The 16,578-nt window shown below is 45.1% G+C and carries 13 protein-coding genes and 2 pseudogenes; 3 read left to right on the top strand and 12 right to left on the bottom strand.

The features are described 5' to 3' along the window. Nucleotides 1-78 precede the first annotated feature (78 nt). The 3 genes from RIB93_RS05655 to psb27 all read right to left on the bottom strand — a co-directional run bounded on the left by RIB93_RS05655 (nt 79) and on the right by psb27 (nt 3,054). On the bottom strand, nt 79-723 hold the full coding sequence (locus tag RIB93_RS05655; protein ID WP_446371146.1) for a Uma2 family endonuclease: 645 nt from the start codon (nt 721-723) through the stop codon (nt 79-81). Between the two features lie 69 nt (nt 724-792). After that, nucleotides 793-2,274, bottom strand: a complete 1,482-nt coding sequence (locus tag RIB93_RS05650; protein ID WP_446371108.1) for a family 10 glycosylhydrolase — start codon at nt 2,272-2,274, stop codon at nt 793-795. A 381-nt stretch (nt 2,275-2,655) separates the two neighbouring features. Then, complete coding sequence (gene psb27, locus RIB93_RS05645) at nt 2,656-3,054, bottom strand: photosystem II protein Psb27 (RefSeq protein WP_446371106.1); 399 nt, start codon at nt 3,052-3,054, stop codon at nt 2,656-2,658. Nucleotides 3,055-3,200: 146 nt separating this feature from the next. Between psb27 and RIB93_RS05640 the strand changes: the two genes are divergently transcribed. Then, nucleotides 3,201-3,389 carry a hypothetical protein gene (locus RIB93_RS05640; protein WP_006103047.1) on the top strand — a complete coding sequence of 63 codons (189 nt, stop codon included), beginning with the start codon at nt 3,201-3,203 and terminating at the stop codon, nt 3,387-3,389. Nucleotides 3,390-3,508: 119 nt separating this feature from the next. On the opposite strand, the gene RIB93_RS05635 is transcribed toward RIB93_RS05640, so the two are convergent. From RIB93_RS05635 to RIB93_RS05620, 4 genes and pseudogenes are all read right to left on the bottom strand, one after another. After that, nucleotides 3,509-4,663, bottom strand: coding sequence for an ABC transporter ATP-binding protein (locus RIB93_RS05635; protein WP_446371104.1), 1,155 nt, complete (start codon nt 4,661-4,663; stop codon nt 3,509-3,511). Nucleotides 4,664-4,796: 133 nt separating this feature from the next. Then, nucleotides 4,797-5,066: an Asr1405/Asl0597 family protein gene (locus RIB93_RS05630; protein WP_006103078.1), complete on the bottom strand. Its 270-nt coding sequence runs from the start codon at nt 5,064-5,066 to the stop codon at nt 4,797-4,799. 576 nt (nt 5,067-5,642) lie between these two features. Further along, nucleotides 5,643-6,117: pseudogene (locus tag RIB93_RS05625) on the bottom strand (ISAs1 family transposase); the annotation flags it as partial. Between the two features lie 25 nt (nt 6,118-6,142). Next, a complete protein-coding gene (locus RIB93_RS05620) occupies nt 6,143-6,298 on the bottom strand; it encodes a hypothetical protein (RefSeq protein ID WP_446371101.1) in 156 nt (51 codons plus the stop codon). A gap of 289 nt (nt 6,299-6,587) precedes the next feature. On the opposite strand from RIB93_RS05620, the gene RIB93_RS05615 reads away from it, so the two are divergent. Together RIB93_RS05615 and RIB93_RS05610 are read left to right on the top strand one after the other, a co-directional pair. After that, nucleotides 6,588-8,006, top strand: a complete 1,419-nt coding sequence (locus tag RIB93_RS05615) for an adenylate/guanylate cyclase domain-containing protein (protein ID WP_446371099.1) — start codon at nt 6,588-6,590, stop codon at nt 8,004-8,006. A gap of 169 nt (nt 8,007-8,175) precedes the next feature. After that, nucleotides 8,176-9,876, top strand: coding sequence for an adenylate/guanylate cyclase domain-containing protein (locus tag RIB93_RS05610; protein WP_446371097.1), 1,701 nt, complete (start codon nt 8,176-8,178; stop codon nt 9,874-9,876). A gap of 327 nt (nt 9,877-10,203) precedes the next feature. On the opposite strand, the gene RIB93_RS05605 is transcribed toward RIB93_RS05610, so the two are convergent. From RIB93_RS05605 to RIB93_RS05585, 5 genes and pseudogenes are all read right to left on the bottom strand, one after another. After that, nucleotides 10,204-11,517, bottom strand: a complete 1,314-nt coding sequence (locus RIB93_RS05605) for an ATP-binding protein (RefSeq protein WP_446371095.1) — start codon at nt 11,515-11,517, stop codon at nt 10,204-10,206. A gap of 5 nt (nt 11,518-11,522) precedes the next feature. Beyond that, nucleotides 11,523-11,969: a response regulator gene (locus tag RIB93_RS05600; protein WP_446371144.1), complete on the bottom strand. Its 447-nt coding sequence runs from the start codon at nt 11,967-11,969 to the stop codon at nt 11,523-11,525. 42 nt (nt 11,970-12,011) lie between these two features. Further along, a pseudogene (locus tag RIB93_RS05595) lies at nt 12,012-14,990 on the bottom strand (PAS domain S-box protein). A gap of 440 nt (nt 14,991-15,430) precedes the next feature. Then, a complete protein-coding gene (locus RIB93_RS05590) occupies nt 15,431-16,246 on the bottom strand; it encodes a phosphatase PAP2 family protein (protein ID WP_446371093.1) in 816 nt (271 codons plus the stop codon). 88 nt (nt 16,247-16,334) lie between these two features. Then, the gene (locus tag RIB93_RS05585; protein ID WP_446371091.1) at nt 16,335-16,520 is read right to left on the bottom strand and encodes a cupin domain-containing protein; all 186 of its coding nucleotides are present in this window, start codon (nt 16,518-16,520) and stop codon (nt 16,335-16,337) included. Nucleotides 16,521-16,578 lie beyond the last annotated feature (58 nt).

Genomic DNA, 16,578 nt, shown 5'->3' with positions numbered 1-16,578 from the left:
CCCTTGCTCCCCCTGCTGCCTCTGCTCCCCCTGCTTCCCCTGCTCTCTAACCCCACCACAACCCTTATTCAGCAACCGCTAATTTCCCCTGTCCCTCACCCATCGCCGAAACGCCCTTAAAGCCTGACTTGTTCCCGATAGTCGCGCCATCTCTAAAAACCGAGAAATCTCCTCAATCACGGGAAAATCAGGAAACGTCGGACTTGTCGCTGATTCAACATACTTTCCTGATTGCAACACATAAACCTGCAATCGGCGATTCTTATAGCGCCAAATTTCCGGCACCCCTAACACCTGATAAGCACTTAACTGAGTCTTAGACGTTACATCTATTTCTATTGCCAAATCAGGCGGCGGATCAACGGTTAAATCCAGACTTTCTCGCCCAATCATCCGAGCTGCATTTTGGATATAAAAACAATCATCGGGTTCAATTCCAGCCATCATATCTTGTCGTTTAAAAGTTGTTGAGCCGAAGGGTTCCCAATCAATTTCTAATTCATCTAGTAATATCTTTAATAAATCTCCAATAATAACCTTGGCTTTTTCATGTTCCGGCAAAGGCATCCTAATCTCCAACGTTTGATCGAGATAAGCCACTCGACTAGCGCGATGCTCTCCCAATTCCGCTAAAATCGCTTCAAATTCCGACCAACCCACCTCATAAAACAGCACCCGATGTCCGGGCGGTACACTAATTTGCCTCAATTGCAGCGTTACCATTATTGTTTCACTTGCCTTACGAACGACTCCGCCCATAGCAATCGCCTGGACAAAGTTTCTGATGAAACTTTACTGTAACCGACAGAACTTGCGATCGCGGTCAAATTGAGGATCTTGCCAGGAAAAAGCAAAATGACTGATACCACTGACATTGGGTATTCGCTGGCGGATTGCCTGCATCTGTTTTTCTAGAGAGGGGCGATTGCTGACAGATTTACCCCAGGTTCCAGCTAGTGCTGGTGTGATTTTGGTATTCAGGGGTGCCTTATCCACAACTCGTCGGACTAAGCTCTCAATACAACCCGTATGACCGCAAACACCATAAGACATGGGATGCCATTCTAGGGATGGAGAAAAATGATCCCAAGGTTGTAGTCGAGAATCATACCCCCCTCGCCCCACCACTTGATTGCCATCGGGAAAAAATACGGCTCCGGCTTTGATTCCCGCCCGTTGAACGGGTAATGTTGCCATGGACAGAAAATCTAACACCCCTTGAGCCGCATGAGCCACACTAAGCTGCCACAGTTGCCAGTTTATGGATGCTGCACTATCTGACTCAGAGGGCGATCGCCCTTGCCACATTGGGGTGGATTCGTTGGCATAGCGCGTCTTGACCGATTCCACATCGCCCGCACTAATCGAACCATCCTGTACATAGCGCTGAATCAGTTCTCGCCCTTGATTATTAAGAGCGCGATTATATAAGGCTTGTCGAGACGCATCACTATAGATCCATAAATCTTTTACCTTCGTGACAACTGAATCTGAGCCACTGCCACGCGGATAACGAATATAGTCAAATAAAACACCATCAGGACGACGTTTCGTCACCGCCTGAACCAATTGGTAGTAATCAGTTTTAGCTTGATTATTATAGGGATCAATAAAGGCTTGGGACTGGTCATGAACAAAGGATAAACTGGTTTGACCGCGACCATTGCGAGCCAGAACACTTTGCCGATCGCTGCGTTGAGCATACCTGTAGCCGAAGTTCATCGAGAACATCCAAGCATAAACCCGCAATCCCCGTTCATGCCCTTTTTGAATCGTCTGGGCTAATAAATCGACCCGTTCATATCCCGGTGTTCGCACGACGGGGGGCCAGGGGGTGGGGTTGTCTGAGGCGGGGAGTAAAACTTGACCATCGGAAAAGACTTCAACATAGACCTTGTTGTACCCTCGATTGACAATCCGGTCAAGAATCTCATCAATCGCACCCGCACGAACATCACAGGCATAGAGGCGTAGCCAGATCGCTTGGTCTTGGGGGAAGGTGCGATCGCGACATTGGCGCAAAACGTCAGCATGTTGCTTGACGATGGCTTTATAGCGGTTATTGAAATCTGGATTTCCTTTAATCGCACCCTGGCGCAGGCTTTCTTTTTGCGCGATCGCATCATCCGTAAAGTGGCAATAGGCAGCCGTTTGAGCTTGAGCCGTTTTAGCCACGTAGCCCTGAGTGATGATGCTACTCGTCAGCAAGACAGCAACCAGTGAGCGATAATAATAGCGCCAATGCCATCCTCTAGGGACAAGACCGTTGGACATTCCTACAAAAATCACAAAAGAACGATAAGTTAGTGTCTTTAGTATTAACAGACGATCGAACCAATCGACAAATTATGCCAAAATCAGCACGTTCTTTTGTAGTTCTGAGCGTTTTGTCCTATTTCCGGACAGTTGCGCTCAGGTATGCTGATTTTGACCTTCACGACCGTCGAGGGCATGGCGCGTGAATGTGTAGGGGCGGGTTTAGGGATTTTATTGTAGCTATTGATGGTAACGTTTCTACAAAACCCGCCCTGACTGTTCCAGACGTAGCAGGCTACGTCTCTACACCTCATCACCCTCTGCTTCCCCAGCTCCCCCAGCTCCCCCATCTCCCCCAGCTCCCTCTGCTCCCCCATCTCCATCTCCCTTTAAATCAGGTCAAGCGCCGCGTCTTATCGCTCGCTCCACCTGCCGGAATTCTTGCTCTAGACGATCTTTGAGCTTTTGGGGTAAGGGACGATTGGGATAGGAGCTGTAGTACCCAGCCAAAGAATTGAGAGCTGTTCTCATCGTGGAGAACGAACTCAGGTTAGCGACAGAGCCATCTCGACGATAGCGAGAAATATACTCATTAATGCTTTGACGCGCTTTTGACTGAGCCTCTGCCTTATCAGGCGCATCGTCTGGTAGTTCAATAGCCGCTCTCAAGGAGTCCAAGGCGGTCAGGGTGTCTTGGCGATAATTGCCAACCAAGCCAGTACTGCTGGACGAACACCCTGTTAGCGCGATCGCAACCACGAGGACAAGGGCAACAAGACGGGATAAGTAGCGCTTCATAAGCATCATTCACCATAGATAAAAGTTTCAAAGTAAAATCGATCCTAACCCGGATTGGTGATCCATAGTTTTGAGTTTTGAGGATTTGGGTAGGGGTTTGGTTACCAAACCCCCGAAAATGTTACTGTACTCCAGAGGTGTTAAACATGGACTCAAAAACGAATGACGTTAAACAAATAGCATCCCAATTACTCGCAGGGATGCTGGCTAATCCTCATATTTACGCCACAATCAGTGATGAGGGACACCAAGGACAGCTCGAACAAAAACTGATCCTGATGGCGGTGGAGATGGCGGAGGACTTGATTGACAAGGTTGAAAGTCGTCATCCTTGAACCAACCAGTTATGTGATTCCTGTCCCCCATCCGGTGATGCAAGGATTAGAAGCCATTCAATCGAGCGAAGTCGAAGGGTCAATCCCTTGTAAGGTAAGCGTTTTTCTTCAAAGAAAGCCTATTGCCCATTGCCCATTGCCCAGCCCGTAGCGCTATAGGCTGGAGTTATGGGTGTACTTGTAGCAATTGTGGGAAAAATTGGGATCGATGGATCAGCCACAGATAATTGAACTCTGATTCCCACAGGTAAGGGTGTATTCAGGGCGGTGCGAGCATGGAGTTCTTTACCCGACGGGGTTTGGAGACAATAGCGATACTCCCGACCTAAAAAATGGCGATCGCGAATTAAGAGGGGTGCATCATTATCGGGCTTGAGAATTACGTTTTCTTCCCGCAGCATTAGTTCTCCAGAATCAGGAATGGCGTCATTTGGGAATTGGATGTTATTGGGACATTCTCTATTGCTGATTTCAAACGAACCCACCTCAGTTTCCCATAACTGTCCCCGACGACGGGCGGGTAAGAAATTGGCTTGGGTGACGAATTCAGCGACAAAACGAGAGGCTGGGTTAGTATAAATTTCTTCAGGGGTTCCCAACTGTTCTAAACATCCCGCCCGCATCACTCCCACTTGATCGGAGATGGATAGGGCTTCTTCTCTGTCGTGGGTGACAAAAATTGCGGATGTGCCGATTTCTTTAAGGATGGATCGCACTTCTTGGCGCAACCGCAGACGCACTTGCACATCCAGATTACTCAGGGGTTCATCTAACAGGATTAAACTGGGACGTGGTGCTAACGCCCGGGCGAGGGCGACTCGCTGCTGTTGTCCTCCGGATAGTTCGTGAGGGTAGCGTTTCTCTAATCCTGATAATCCTACCAGTGCGATCGCGTCAGCCGTATTTTTCTGGATGGATGTTCGATTCATCCCGCTGCGGCGGTTTTTCAAGCCAAAAGCCACATTCTCCGCCACATTCAGATGAGGGAACAAGGCATAATCTTGAAACACCATACCCGTGTTCCGTTGTTCTGGGGGTGTCCAATACCCGGAACCCGCCACCGGGCGTCCAGCCAAAACAACCAGTCCCGACTGAGGACGCTCAAACCCTGCCACTATCCGCAATAGAGTCGTTTTGCCACAGCCAGAGGGACCTAATAACGCCAGTAAATCACCTTGACGCAACGTTAGTGTCACCCGATCAACGGCTGGAGTCGTATGTTGATCATAGTGCTTGGTAATGTCCTCTAAATGTAGAATCGCTGCTTGTTCCATAGAATGTTTTTGACCCTTCACGACTTTCGAGGGAACCTAGTTTTGAGATGGGTGTAGGAGTAGATTGCACTACTATCGCTTCTTACCTCCCCCTGCTTCCAGACGTAGCATGCTACGTCTCTACATTGCTCCCTCATTTTCCCCTCTTCCTACTGCGGCTAGGAAGCCGCCAGCAGTCTTCCAGCCAAGAGGCTAGATCTCGGCGTGGTACGGTTAACTGTCTGACGACACTCCACAGTTGAATCGCTGTCACCGGATCATGAATCTCAGCCGTGAGTGGCTGGTTCATCCCGCAGTGACTCGCGATCGATAGTTCCTGTAAACGGCGGTACACTTGCCACCGATCGGCTTGATTAATGTCAATCACTTGACCAGTTTTGGGTTGGGAACTCCAGGGATTCATTTTTCACTCAAAATGCAATATATTATCATTAATGTCCGTTGTCAGGCATTAAATTTTCCATAAGAACTGCCATGACAGGGAGTTTAAGCCGGATTTCACTCCCGTCCCCTAGTTTAAGCCAGACGGAAGCCAAATGCTAATTACTCTCAATTAATTGGCTAAAAGACAATGAAGCAGGTACAATACTGCTTCCCCAGCTCCCCCAGCTTCCCCAGCTCCCCCAGCTCCCCCAGCTCCCCCTGCGCCCGATTTAACCGTAAAATCTATTTGAGTACTTTAACTGGTCAAAAGCGACCTTGAGGAGCAACTTTCACAGAAATTTAATATTTATCCCAGTAGATTTCATCAAAACTACACCCAATCTGCTGAGGTTCGGCTGCACAATAGAGGAAGCGAAAGCACCCTGCCTAAAAACCCTATATCAAGGCAGATAAATGAACCCGTGAAGCCCTGACAGGGTAAGCTCACATTCTGGTTTAGACTTTGGTCTTAAATGGGAATGTGGGCTTCCCTCATTAAATAATAAATAAGTAATATAAAACTCAGACAATTTTCAGCAGGGTAAGAGCATCTCAATTAGGCTTGACATAAGGACTCAGAGGAATTTAAGGTAGAGTCAATGAAACCAGAGGAAAGAACTCGAATCATATAATCGTTATCCATAGCAGTCCGTTTCATTTTTTGCCGGAGACTACGTTGGTAAGTTTGTTCGCGATTGAGAACATTAAGAGCAATGCGTCGGAGTAGAGAAAAATTCCGGGGACTGTGGAAGGAACGAATACGGCAAGAATCTTCTGCGAAAGTACAATTCCCGAGTCCAATGAGCCTGGTTTTCAATACCCCAATGTTTGCGGATAGCTCGACCTAAAAATAGGGCGTCACTGTGTAAAGAAATCAGATAAAACTGAACATCACGAGTAGTGTGATTCCAAAGACGGCGCACCCGGACAACCATAACAACGCTTTGAATTCCTACCCAAAGTCGGGGTTGGTAAAGTTCGCCAATAGCAGAAACTGGAACCGACCAGACTTGACGGATTTCCGTGCGATAATCTCACTTATGCAAGCTAGCTATGTCAAGTACATTTTTTATCGGTTTGCTTGTGCCAGTCAGGTTGACCCATATCCAGGGCGCGATCGCTTTCCCTTTTGTCTTGCTCCATAATGACCGCCTGACAACGGTTTTGGCTTAACCCCGCCAGGGGCGCGATCGCAAACTTTCTGAATCTCAAATGACTTTGACTTTTGTCAAGTACAATTTATACTAAATTAGATGAGCTTACCCTGCAATTTTCAGCTTGATGTGGCATATCTAAATCAAGAGGATGAAGTTCCGTAGTAGGCACTTTAGTGCTGAAGTCGATTACCTAAGCTGTTCGGCATTGAGATTGGGATACCTAAAACCCTGAAAAGCAACAGGCAACAGGCAACAAGCAACAGGGAATGCACAATTTAAATGCGTTTTGGCTTAACCAGGGTGATATCACCATAAGTCCCACGATTTAGTGCAGCAAAAATCTGATGTCATCTCAATGGTTAAATCTACTTCGCTTATTTCAATCCCGTTTATCTCAGCAAATTACGCTCTGGGTATTTATTAGCCTAATTTTTATCGAAAGTCTGATTCTCATCCCATCATATTATCGACGCAAACATGAACTCCTTGGTCAATTGGAGGACGTTTCCGGAGAAGTCGTTGAGAGTGTCGTGCGATTGACCCAACAAAATATGTCTCCGATTGTATTTGGGGAGGAAGTTGTCAAGTTAACTCGTGGTTCTCAGGTTATTTTAGGCGTTGCCATTTACCAAGAAAACGGACAACCGATGGGAATCTTTGGTGAATCTCCTACACTTAGTTTCCAGGATATTCAACAGTCTGATCTTCCCCATGTTCGTAAATTGCAGGGGCAACGATATGATGTGGCTTGGTCAGCCGAAAAACTCGGAAAACCTTATATCATTATCATTCGTCATGATGCATCCTCGATTCAACCCCAGTTATACGCTTTTATTCTCAGAATCGCGGGTTTAGTCTTGTTAATTTCACTGTTTGTTACGGGAACAACGATGTTGGTGTTAGGGAAAACCGTCATTGTTCCCATCCTAAAACTTCGTCAAGACTTAATTAACGCTGGAGAAGCCATTAGCCACAATCAGTTAAATCCCAATTTCTATGCTTTATCCGTTCAGCGTCATGATGAGTTAGGTGATGTCATGACAGCCTTTAATCAGATGTTTCAGCGGATCACCTGGGAAATTAGCGAACGTCAGCGGACAGCGGAAAAATTGCGGGTTGAACAAGAAAAGTCTGAACGTTTATTGCTCAATATTTTACCAGAAACCATTGCCGAACGATTAAAACAAAATCCAATTTGTATTGCTGATGGATTTACAGATGTGACGATTCTATTTGCGGATATTGTTGGCTTTGCCAAACTCTCTGAACGAATCTCACCAACAGAATTGGTTAACTTACTCAATGAGATATTCTCCGCCTTTGATCATCTGACAGAGAAGCATAATTTGGAGAAAATTAAAACCATTGGTGATGCTTATATGGTTGCCAGTGGCTTGCCGACACCACGCCCTGATCATGCTGCTGTGATCGCAGAAATGGCGCTGGATATGCAACAGGAAATTCAACAGTTTAATACTATGCATAATACTGACCTAAGTATTCGCATTGGCATTAATACGGGTGCGGTGGTAGCTGGCGTGATTGGCACGAAAAAGTTTATTTATGACTTATGGGGGGATGCGGTCAATACAGCTAGCCGCATGGAATCTCATGGACTTCCAGATAGCATTCAAGTGACAACCGCGACGTATCAACATTTACACGATAACTACGAGTTCCAAGAACGGGGTATCATTCCCGTGAAAGGCAAGGGGAAGATGATGACTTATTTTTTGACCAGGAAAAAAGATCCGGATATATAATCTTATTTTGTGAAGATAAGCAAAAGGGCAAAGTACAGCCGATAAAAAACTTATTCCCTCTCTTGACAATTAAATCCGTTGAGTCAAGATAAAAGCAGGGTGCGATCACGGTCAAACTGGTATTTTGAACGGTTCTTGTACCAGGTTAATGAATGGAAATGCTTGGCTTATGCTTAAAACCGATACACCCGTGTTGGCTAAACTTTATCGCTATATTCCCGTTGGGTTAACCTTAACGGTGGGAATTGGACTCTCAATTGTGGCAACGACAGTGGCTTGGGGATGGTCAAATCATCAAACCCAATCAGAATTGCAACAGCGAACCGATCACCTGACGACCACATTTCAACGTAAAATTGATGAATATTATTATATGGTTGTCTCCTTGGGTGCGTTTCATGAAGCGTCTGATCAGGTGCAGCAAGAGGAGTATGAAGCGTTTACCCAACATTTTCTATCTATCCATTCAGGGATTTTAACCCTGGGTTGGCTGAAACCAGTGTCGGCACAGGAACGCCCTAGTTATGAAGCGAAAATGGCAGAACGGGGATTGACAAATTTCTATATTTATGAATACAATTCTAAAAAAAAACAGGTAATTGCTAAAGCGCGTTCGGATTATTTTCCGATTACCTTTTCTGCACAAAAAGATGTGATCGGTTTTGATCTAGCGTCTCATCCGGTGGGTAAAAATATACTAGAAAAAGCTCGCACAACAGGACGCCTAGTCGCCACCAGTAAGCTCAAGATACCGGGTAAACCGCCTGATAGTCTAACGATTTTGCTACCGCTTTACCATGAGGATATGCCTCATAATACGCCAGACAGTCGCCGTCAAGCTTTTCGGGGGGCAATGATTGGGGTTTATTCATTAGAAGAAATTATCACAAATTCACTGAAAGGAGTTCAGATTGATACACTCAATTTTTGCCTATCTGATCCGTCGTTACCCGCTGCTGAACAGTATCTGGCACTGTATCAATCGCGGACACAAACAGTTGAGATGAAGCCGGATTTATCATCTTGCCAGAACTCTGTTTTCTACAATCACTCGATTCAAATCGCGGATCAGGAATTGTCACTCCGTTTTTGGGAAATACCAGAGAATTCAGGTTTAGCGATTCCACCTCTGGCTGGAGTCACGCTGTTGAGTGGCTTGTTATTAACCGGAACATTGGTGATGTATATTGTGCGATCGCTCGATGACATGGCTGCGATTGAGGTAGAACGGGAAAAATCAGAACTCCTGCTGTTAAATATCTTACCTAAAGCGATCGCCGATCGCTTGAAACAAAACCAGCAGACGATTGCCGATAGTTTCACAGAAGCAACTGTATTATTTGCGGATATTGTGGGGTTTACCCAGCTTTCCCAACGGATATCGCCAACAGAATTAGTTAAGTTACTCAATGAAATTTTTTCTGCCTTTGATCAGCTTACCGAAACTTACGGCTTGGAGAAAATCAAAACCATTGGCGATGCCTATATGGTTGTAGGTGGATTACCGACTCCCTGTGATAAGCATGCTGCTGCGATCGCAGAAATGGCGATGGATATGCAACAGGTAATTAAACAGTTCAATCACCAGTATCATGCTGAACTGAATATTCGCATTGGTATTAATACAGGCGCGGTAGTGGCTGGTGTCATTGGCAGGAAAAAGTTTATTTATGACTTATGGGGAGATGCGGTAAATACAGCTAGCCGCATGGAATCTCATGGACTTCCGGGTACAATTCAAGTGACAGCCGCGACGTATAAAGATTTACAGGATCAGTATGTGTTTCAAGAACGGGGAATGATTCTGGTGAAAGGGAAGGGGGAGATGATGACTTATTTTTTGATCGGGAAAAAAGAACCGGATTCCTAATCCCCTCACTCAATAATAACGCTGAAGTATGCTACAGAAAGATTACAAGCAGTAGCAATTTGTTCTAGACTTAAACGCAAGGAAAATAGTAGAATAACCGTTTGTTGTTGTTGTTGTTGCAACGCTCTTTCTGCTCTGGCGGCACGTTGGCGTTCCTGTTGAATGAGTGTAGGGAGGATGAAAAATTTTAAACCCTAATGTAAAAAAAATATCAATCCATTGTAGGGGCGGGTTTAGGGACTCAATTGGGTGGCTTAACGATAACTGAACAACAAAACCCGCCCTTTATTTAATGGATTACTACAAACTACGAACATTTTCGGTGCGTTACGCTACCCTTTGGGAACGCTTCGCTAACGCACCCGACTTTAACGATTCTGGTGACAGTTCAGACTCCACTGGAATCGTCACAATAAACGTTGTTCCTTTGCCTACTTCACTGTCTACCGCAATTTCACCCTGATGGCGTTCCACACATTTTTTGACAATCGCTAGTCCTAATCCGGTTCCCGATATTGTCCCCACATTACTGCTGCGATAAAAGGCATCAAATAACTGATCTTGCTCTTTTTCGGGAATCCCAATTCCTTGGTCTTTAATCGTGAATGTGACCTGATCAGCGTCAAACATGAGGTCAAATTGTACCGTTCCTCCTTCTGGGGAATATTTAATCGCATTTGACAGTAAATTGGTTAAAAATTGTCGTAATAGTTTCTCATCGAGACAAACCCAACGTGACCTACCTTGACGGCGAAACCCAATCTGATGCGGCGTTTTCACCGTCAGTTGTAACTCTTCCACTAATTCATGGCAAAATGCCTCTAAATCCAGCGGAACAGGTTTAAATTCCAGTTTACCCGCTTCTGCTTTATTAATTAATAACACATCACTAATTAACTGAGTCATGTGGTGAATTGTATTTTGAATTCGTTGGAAATGCCGCTGCTTTTTATCTTCCTGCCATTTATGACCGTAATGTTGCAGTAATTCACTGGATGAGAGAATCGTGGCTAAGGGGGTACGATACTCATGGGAGACGACGGAGATAATATTGGATTTGAGTTCACTGAGTTCTTTTTCTTTAGTTAAACTCTGGCGCAGTTCAGCTTCTAAATGCTGGCGCTGGGCAATCTCTTGTTGCAAATCATGATTTTTTTGTCGTAGTTCTTCCGTTTGTTTAGCCACACGACATTCCAGTTCCTCGTTAAGCTGTTGCAGTTTCTCCTCACTCTGGCGCAGTCGCTTTAAGGTTTGCGATCGCTCAATAGCATGGCGAATTGAACGGGTCAATAATTCATGATCAATTTTGCCTTTAACTAGATAATCTTGCGCCCCTTGGCGTAAGGCTTCTAAGGCAGTTACTTTATCATTTAATCCCGTGAGAACCACAATGGGTAAATCGGGGACAGTTTCATGGGTTTTTGCCACAGTTCCTAATCCTTGTTTATCGGGAAGAGATAAGTCTAATAACACGACATCAAAGTCGTTATTTTGTACTGTTGATAACGCCGTTTTGAGTTGTTCAACGTGCGTCAGTGACCAAGGCATTTCTTCGGCGTCTTCCAGAATTTCTTGCAACAGATCCGCATCAGCCGGGTTATCTTCGACTAGCAATATTTTTATGGGTGGGAATATCGACATTATTGTTACTCCGAAGGTAGTTGAACCAAAGCTAACCAAAAGGCTTCAATTAGCTTGATGACTGACATGAATTGTTCGACATCAATAGGTTTGGTTACATAACAGTTTCCATTCAATTCGTAGGTTTTGAGAATATCTCGTTCGGCGGCTGATGTGGTCAGAATAATCACTGGAATGCGCTTTAGTTGCGAATCCGCTTTTATTTCCGCTAAAACCTCGCGTCCATCTTTTTTGGGCATATTCAGGTCAAGCAAGATTAAATCTGGGCGGGGAACATCGCTATATTGACCTTGACGTCGTAAAAAAGTTAGGGCTTCCACGCCATCTTTAACCCAGTGTAAATTGTTGAGAACTCTGGCTTCACTAAAGGCGTCAACGGTGAGATCAGCATCGCTGGGAGAGTCTTCAACTAGGAGAATTTCTATCGGTCGAATTGTCTTAATAAAAGTCATGGTCATGATGAATGATCAATTGAATAGTGGTAGATTAGACAATTAAACTGGAATCGTGAAATAAAAGGTTGTGCCAATCCCTAATTCAGAATTGACCCAAATTCGTCCTCCATGACGTTCGACAATTTTCTTACAGATAGCCAAACCAATTCCGGTTCCAGGATAGTCGCGGCGAGAATGTAAGCGCTGGAATATTGTAAAAATGCGTTCTAAATATTCCGATTCCATGCCAATCCCATTATCTCGAACGACAAACGTCCATTCGTTTCCCTGGTTTTGGGCAGAAATGTGGACGTTCGGTGGGGTTTCACTCCGAAATTTAATCGCGTTACCGATTAGGTTTTGGAAGAGTTGAGTTAATTGAGTTTGATCAGCAATGACAGTGGGTAAGGCGTCATAAGTAACCATCGCTTGACTTTCTGCGATCGCGACGTTTAAATTCTCCATTGCTTGTCGGATAATTGTCTCACTATCCGTAGGTTGTAGGGGTTTCCCTCGCGTTCCCACCCGTGAAAATTCCAGCAAGTCATTAATTAATTGCTGCATCCGCGTCGCCCCGTCCATAATGTAATGGAGGTATTTATCTGCCTTGGCATCCAGTTGGTTTTGATACTTACGACTGAGAAGTTGGGCGTAACTATTGACGGCGCGTAAGGGTTCTTGTAAATCGTGGGAAGCGACATAGGCAAACTGTTCTAAGTCGCGATTGGATTGCCATAGTTCTTGATTTAGTTCTTTGAGTTTTTCTTTGGCTTGCTTGCGTTCCGTGACGACTTCGGTGTTCATAATAATGCCGCTAATGTCGCCACTATTGCCAATCCAAGGACGGATTTCCCAGGAAATCCATTGCTTCTCTCCATCGGCGCGGATAAATAAGTCTTCGTCACATTGTTTACTTGCCCCCTGGAGACAATGCTGATGAATTTGTTTCCAAGTATCGGGAATTTCGGGAAACAGTTCGTAGTGATTTTTGCCGATAATATCTTGATTCTCTAAGGTGTAGTCCTCTAACCAGCGGCGACTAACTAACTGGTAATTCATCTGCTTATCAAACATGGCGATCGCGGCGGGGGTATATTCCAGAAGCAGCCGCAGCATTTCCGCGTTATGGCGCAAGGCTTCCTCGGTTTGTTTGGCTTCCGTGATATCTTGGACGAGGGACAAAATTGAGACCATTTTACCGGATTCATCCAGGAGAACTGATTCGTACCATTGACAAATTACCACTTTGCCATCTTTGGTTAGATTGCGATTTTGGTAGACAACACTGGAGGTACTCCCATCCAGTAACCCACTCATTTATTGGCGGACAAGTTCAACATCGTCGGGATGAATAAACTGCCAATCGGCTGAACGCTTTCCGAATACTTCTGGCGTTGTCCAACCAAAGATTTTTTCCGCTTGTTTTGACCAACGCTGCACCCGGAACTGGTTATCCCATTCCACGACAGCTAAGGGAGAATTCTCGACATGGAATCCTAAGCGTTGATGGGCGTCTTGTAAGGCTTTGGTTTGTTGTTGCAGAATAATTTCGGCTTGCTTCTTTTCGGTAATGTCCGTCCAAAAGCCAACCATTTCCAAGGGGTTACCGGCTTCATCACAAATCAGTTTCAGTTCATCATGCATCCAGCGGTGAGTGCCATCCTGATGTAAGAAGCGGTATTCATAAAGATAATGTCCCGTGTCAAAAAGTTTGGGTAAATTGGCGAAAACACGGGGAACATCTTCGGGATGAATATGATTTGCCCAAAACTGTGGATCAGTGATAAAGTCTTGGGCAGAGTATCCGACGACAGTTGCTGTATTATTACTCATAAACGTAATGCCATAGTTCCCGGAAACTTGGCGACTATAGAGTACCGCCGGACTATGAGACAGGAGATAACGCAGGCGTTCTTGAGTTAACCGCAGTGTAGACAGGGTACGCTTGCGATCGCTAATATCCCGATTTGACCCGACAATTCGATAAGGCTTACCGTTAGCATCGCGTAAACTGGCGCCACGGGATAAAATCCAGCGATAATTCCCGTCTTTATCCAGCAGGCGGTGTTCCAGTTCTAAGCTAGGGGTTAATCCGTCAATATAGTCTTGAAACGTAGCCAGTACTCGTTCCCGATCGCCTGGATGAATCCGATTCAACCACTCAGTAGCGCGATCGGAAATTTCATCGACGTGATACCCTAAAGTTTGACTCCAACGGGGAGAATAGTAAACCTGATCGGTTAGCAGATTCCAATCCCAAAGTCCATCATTTGATCCTTCTGCTACCAGTTCATACCGTTCTTGAGTTTCTTGGAGAATGGTTTCAGTCTGCTTCTGTTCAGTAATATCGCGTCCCACCGCATAAATTAACCCTTTAGCTGGAAATGAGGCGCTATTCCAACCTAACCAGCGATAGGAACCATCTTGACAGCGATAGCGATTCTCAAATTGAATGGATGTCGTACCTGTCGCCAGTTTTTCTATTTCAGTTAAGGTGGCGGCGCGATCATCGGGATGGACAAATTCTAGAAAGGGTTGAGTTAAAAGTTCCGTTAGGGGATAGCCGAGAACCCTTTCAAAGGCGGGATTTACTCGTTTGAAATACCCATCGCTTCCCGCAATCGCCATGAGATTAACGGACATGTTAAAAAAGCGATCCAGTTCACATTTTCCGGAGAGTGGATCAGTGATTTCTCTGGCGACAGCATACCCATATCCCGCCTCGTCGTAGTTCCATGTCCACTCTAACCAGTGGTAGTTCCCCTCACGGTGGCGATAACGGTTCCGAAAGGAAACAGGAACCGCTTTCGTGGCTAAAGCCGTCAGCGTGGCGGTGACATCCTCTGGATGGACAAGTTCAATCCAACGGCGCGATCGCACATTTTCCGGCACCCACCCCAAAACCTTGCACCAAGCGGGGTTGAGTTGTCCAATCCTGCCGTCAGGTTCGATAATACAGAAGAGATCGGCTGAGTAATGGAAAAAAGCTTGCCATTTAGGGTCAGCTTGAATTATTGTATGCTGCACGGGATTGCCCATGAGAAGTCTTATCCTAGAAGCGGTTATACAGGGATGGTTTCCTTAATTTTCATCACTTTTAGGCAAACTGTTGACCGAAAAAGTACCCAATTTTGTGAGGATGGCGGGTAATCCTTCGGTGAAATTACGGATACCAGTTTGTAGTAGGGGCTTTAGCCCCTAATTGTATTGGTTTCTTTCCCTATAATTCTGTAGGATTTAGCAGCGAGTTTTTGACCAAATTAGATAAACCGTAGGGTGGGCAATGCCCACCAGCCAAAATTTCAGTACCATTCCACCTAATGGAATCATACAGCTAAACTAGGGAAATAGATTTTAGAATTAAATCGGGTGTGGCATAGCTAATAGTGATGGATTAGAATTATAGCAAAAAACTGTAGGGGCGCACCGACGTGCGCCCAATTTAATCATAAAATCTACCCAAATCTTACCTGTACTATTTACCCCGTTTGGCGATGAAGTAGTCTAGGTACAATCTCAGTAGCAAATAGGGTAAGGAGACTATAGCGCCAATAATTAACCCATCCTTGATTTCGCCAGTCCCCTAAAATCCATCTTGAACCGATAAAAAGGGTTAAGACTAAAATTAAACCGATTCCGCCCAAGAGCAATCGCCTTTTCCAAGTAGAGGGCGGTGTAAACTGAGGTTGAGTGAGAAAAAATCCTGTAATGACTCCTAAAGAACGCGCTAAAGGTTCCCATAAACTGGCGATAAAAAACGTCAGGATGACAACTGTAACCCGAACAATAAACCTCGGTTTTACCGGAATAGACCAGGCTGTACCTATTGCAGCAAAAAGAATACCTACAATCAATCCGGCGACTACATCGAGAGGAAAGTGAACCCCTAAGTAGAGGCGCGATACGGCAATTAGGGGAAGAATAATGAGACTCCACACCCATAGCCAGAGACGGCGATGGTGTAACGATAAGTAAATCCAAAAGGTGGCTGAACCTTGAATATGTCCACTAGGAAACGATGCATTTTCACTCGTCGCGATCGCGTCAGCAGAAGCGATGTCCGGATTTAACTCGAAGGGACGAGGCATATCAAATAGTTCTTTGAGGATTGTATTACACCCATAACTAATCCCTAAGAGTAGTCCTAACTGGCGACCTGTCCATGGGTCAATTAACCAGTAATAGAGGGTGAGTAAAGCGATGTAGGCGTATTCCGAACCGAGATTGGTAATCGCCAAGACTAAAGGCTGCAAACGTTGTCCTAGCAGTTCCTGAATCCATTCTATGGTTGTCATCGCGTCTTAAATTTTTGTTAAATTCGTGTCATTTTCTCAATCAGAGATTGATGTTGGGAATGACATTTGATTAATTCGTCTCGCTTGCCTAATTCAAAATCATTAAAATCAAATCCAGGAGCGACTGTAAATTACGGCGTCCCGAAAATCGTTTGGGTAGACTCTCGTGGGCTATTGCTTCATCAGAACGATAAGTTTCCTTGTAATATCCTCCTTCTGGATGGTTTTGAAGTCCCAGCTTTTCAATCCAGTATCCGGCGTTTTTTATGGACATATAGTTTCGACTGATCAATCAGTCTTTAATCAGAAATCATTTTATCCTATTCAGCACT

This window comes from Coleofasciculus sp. D1-CHI-01 (genome assembly GCF_040218875.1).
Lineage (GTDB): Bacteria > Cyanobacteriota > Cyanobacteriia > Cyanobacteriales > Coleofasciculaceae > Coleofasciculus.
The sequence above is the reverse complement of the archived record's forward strand: the minus strand, read 5'-3'. Positions and strand labels throughout refer to the sequence as shown.

Bases quoted from the DNA above. Each gene is read 5' to 3' on its own strand.
- RIB93_RS05655 (WP_446371146.1), bottom strand. From the start codon at position 723: ATGGTAACGCTGCAATTGAGGCAAATTAGTGTACCGCCCGGACATCGG.
- RIB93_RS05650 (WP_446371108.1), bottom strand. From the start codon at position 2,274: ATGTCCAACGGTCTTGTCCCTAGAGGATGGCATTGGCGCTATTATTAT.
- psb27 (WP_446371106.1), bottom strand. From the start codon at position 3,054: ATGAAGCGCTACTTATCCCGTCTTGTTGCCCTTGTCCTCGTGGTTGCG.
- RIB93_RS05640 (WP_006103047.1), top strand. From the start codon at position 3,201: ATGGACTCAAAAACGAATGACGTTAAACAAATAGCATCCCAATTACTC.
- RIB93_RS05635 (WP_446371104.1), bottom strand. From the start codon at position 4,663: ATGGAACAAGCAGCGATTCTACATTTAGAGGACATTACCAAGCACTAT.
- RIB93_RS05630 (WP_006103078.1), bottom strand. From the start codon at position 5,066: ATGAATCCCTGGAGTTCCCAACCCAAAACTGGTCAAGTGATTGACATT.
- RIB93_RS05615 (WP_446371099.1), top strand. From the start codon at position 6,588: ATGTCATCTCAATGGTTAAATCTACTTCGCTTATTTCAATCCCGTTTA.
- RIB93_RS05610 (WP_446371097.1), top strand. From the start codon at position 8,176: ATGCTTAAAACCGATACACCCGTGTTGGCTAAACTTTATCGCTATATT.
- RIB93_RS05605 (WP_446371095.1), bottom strand. From the start codon at position 11,517: ATGTCGATATTCCCACCCATAAAAATATTGCTAGTCGAAGATAACCCG.
- RIB93_RS05600 (WP_446371144.1), bottom strand. From the start codon at position 11,969: ATGACTTTTATTAAGACAATTCGACCGATAGAAATTCTCCTAGTTGAA.
- RIB93_RS05590 (WP_446371093.1), bottom strand. From the start codon at position 16,246: ATGACAACCATAGAATGGATTCAGGAACTGCTAGGACAACGTTTGCAG.
- RIB93_RS05585 (WP_446371091.1), bottom strand. From the start codon at position 16,520: ATGTCCATAAAAAACGCCGGATACTGGATTGAAAAGCTGGGACTTCAA.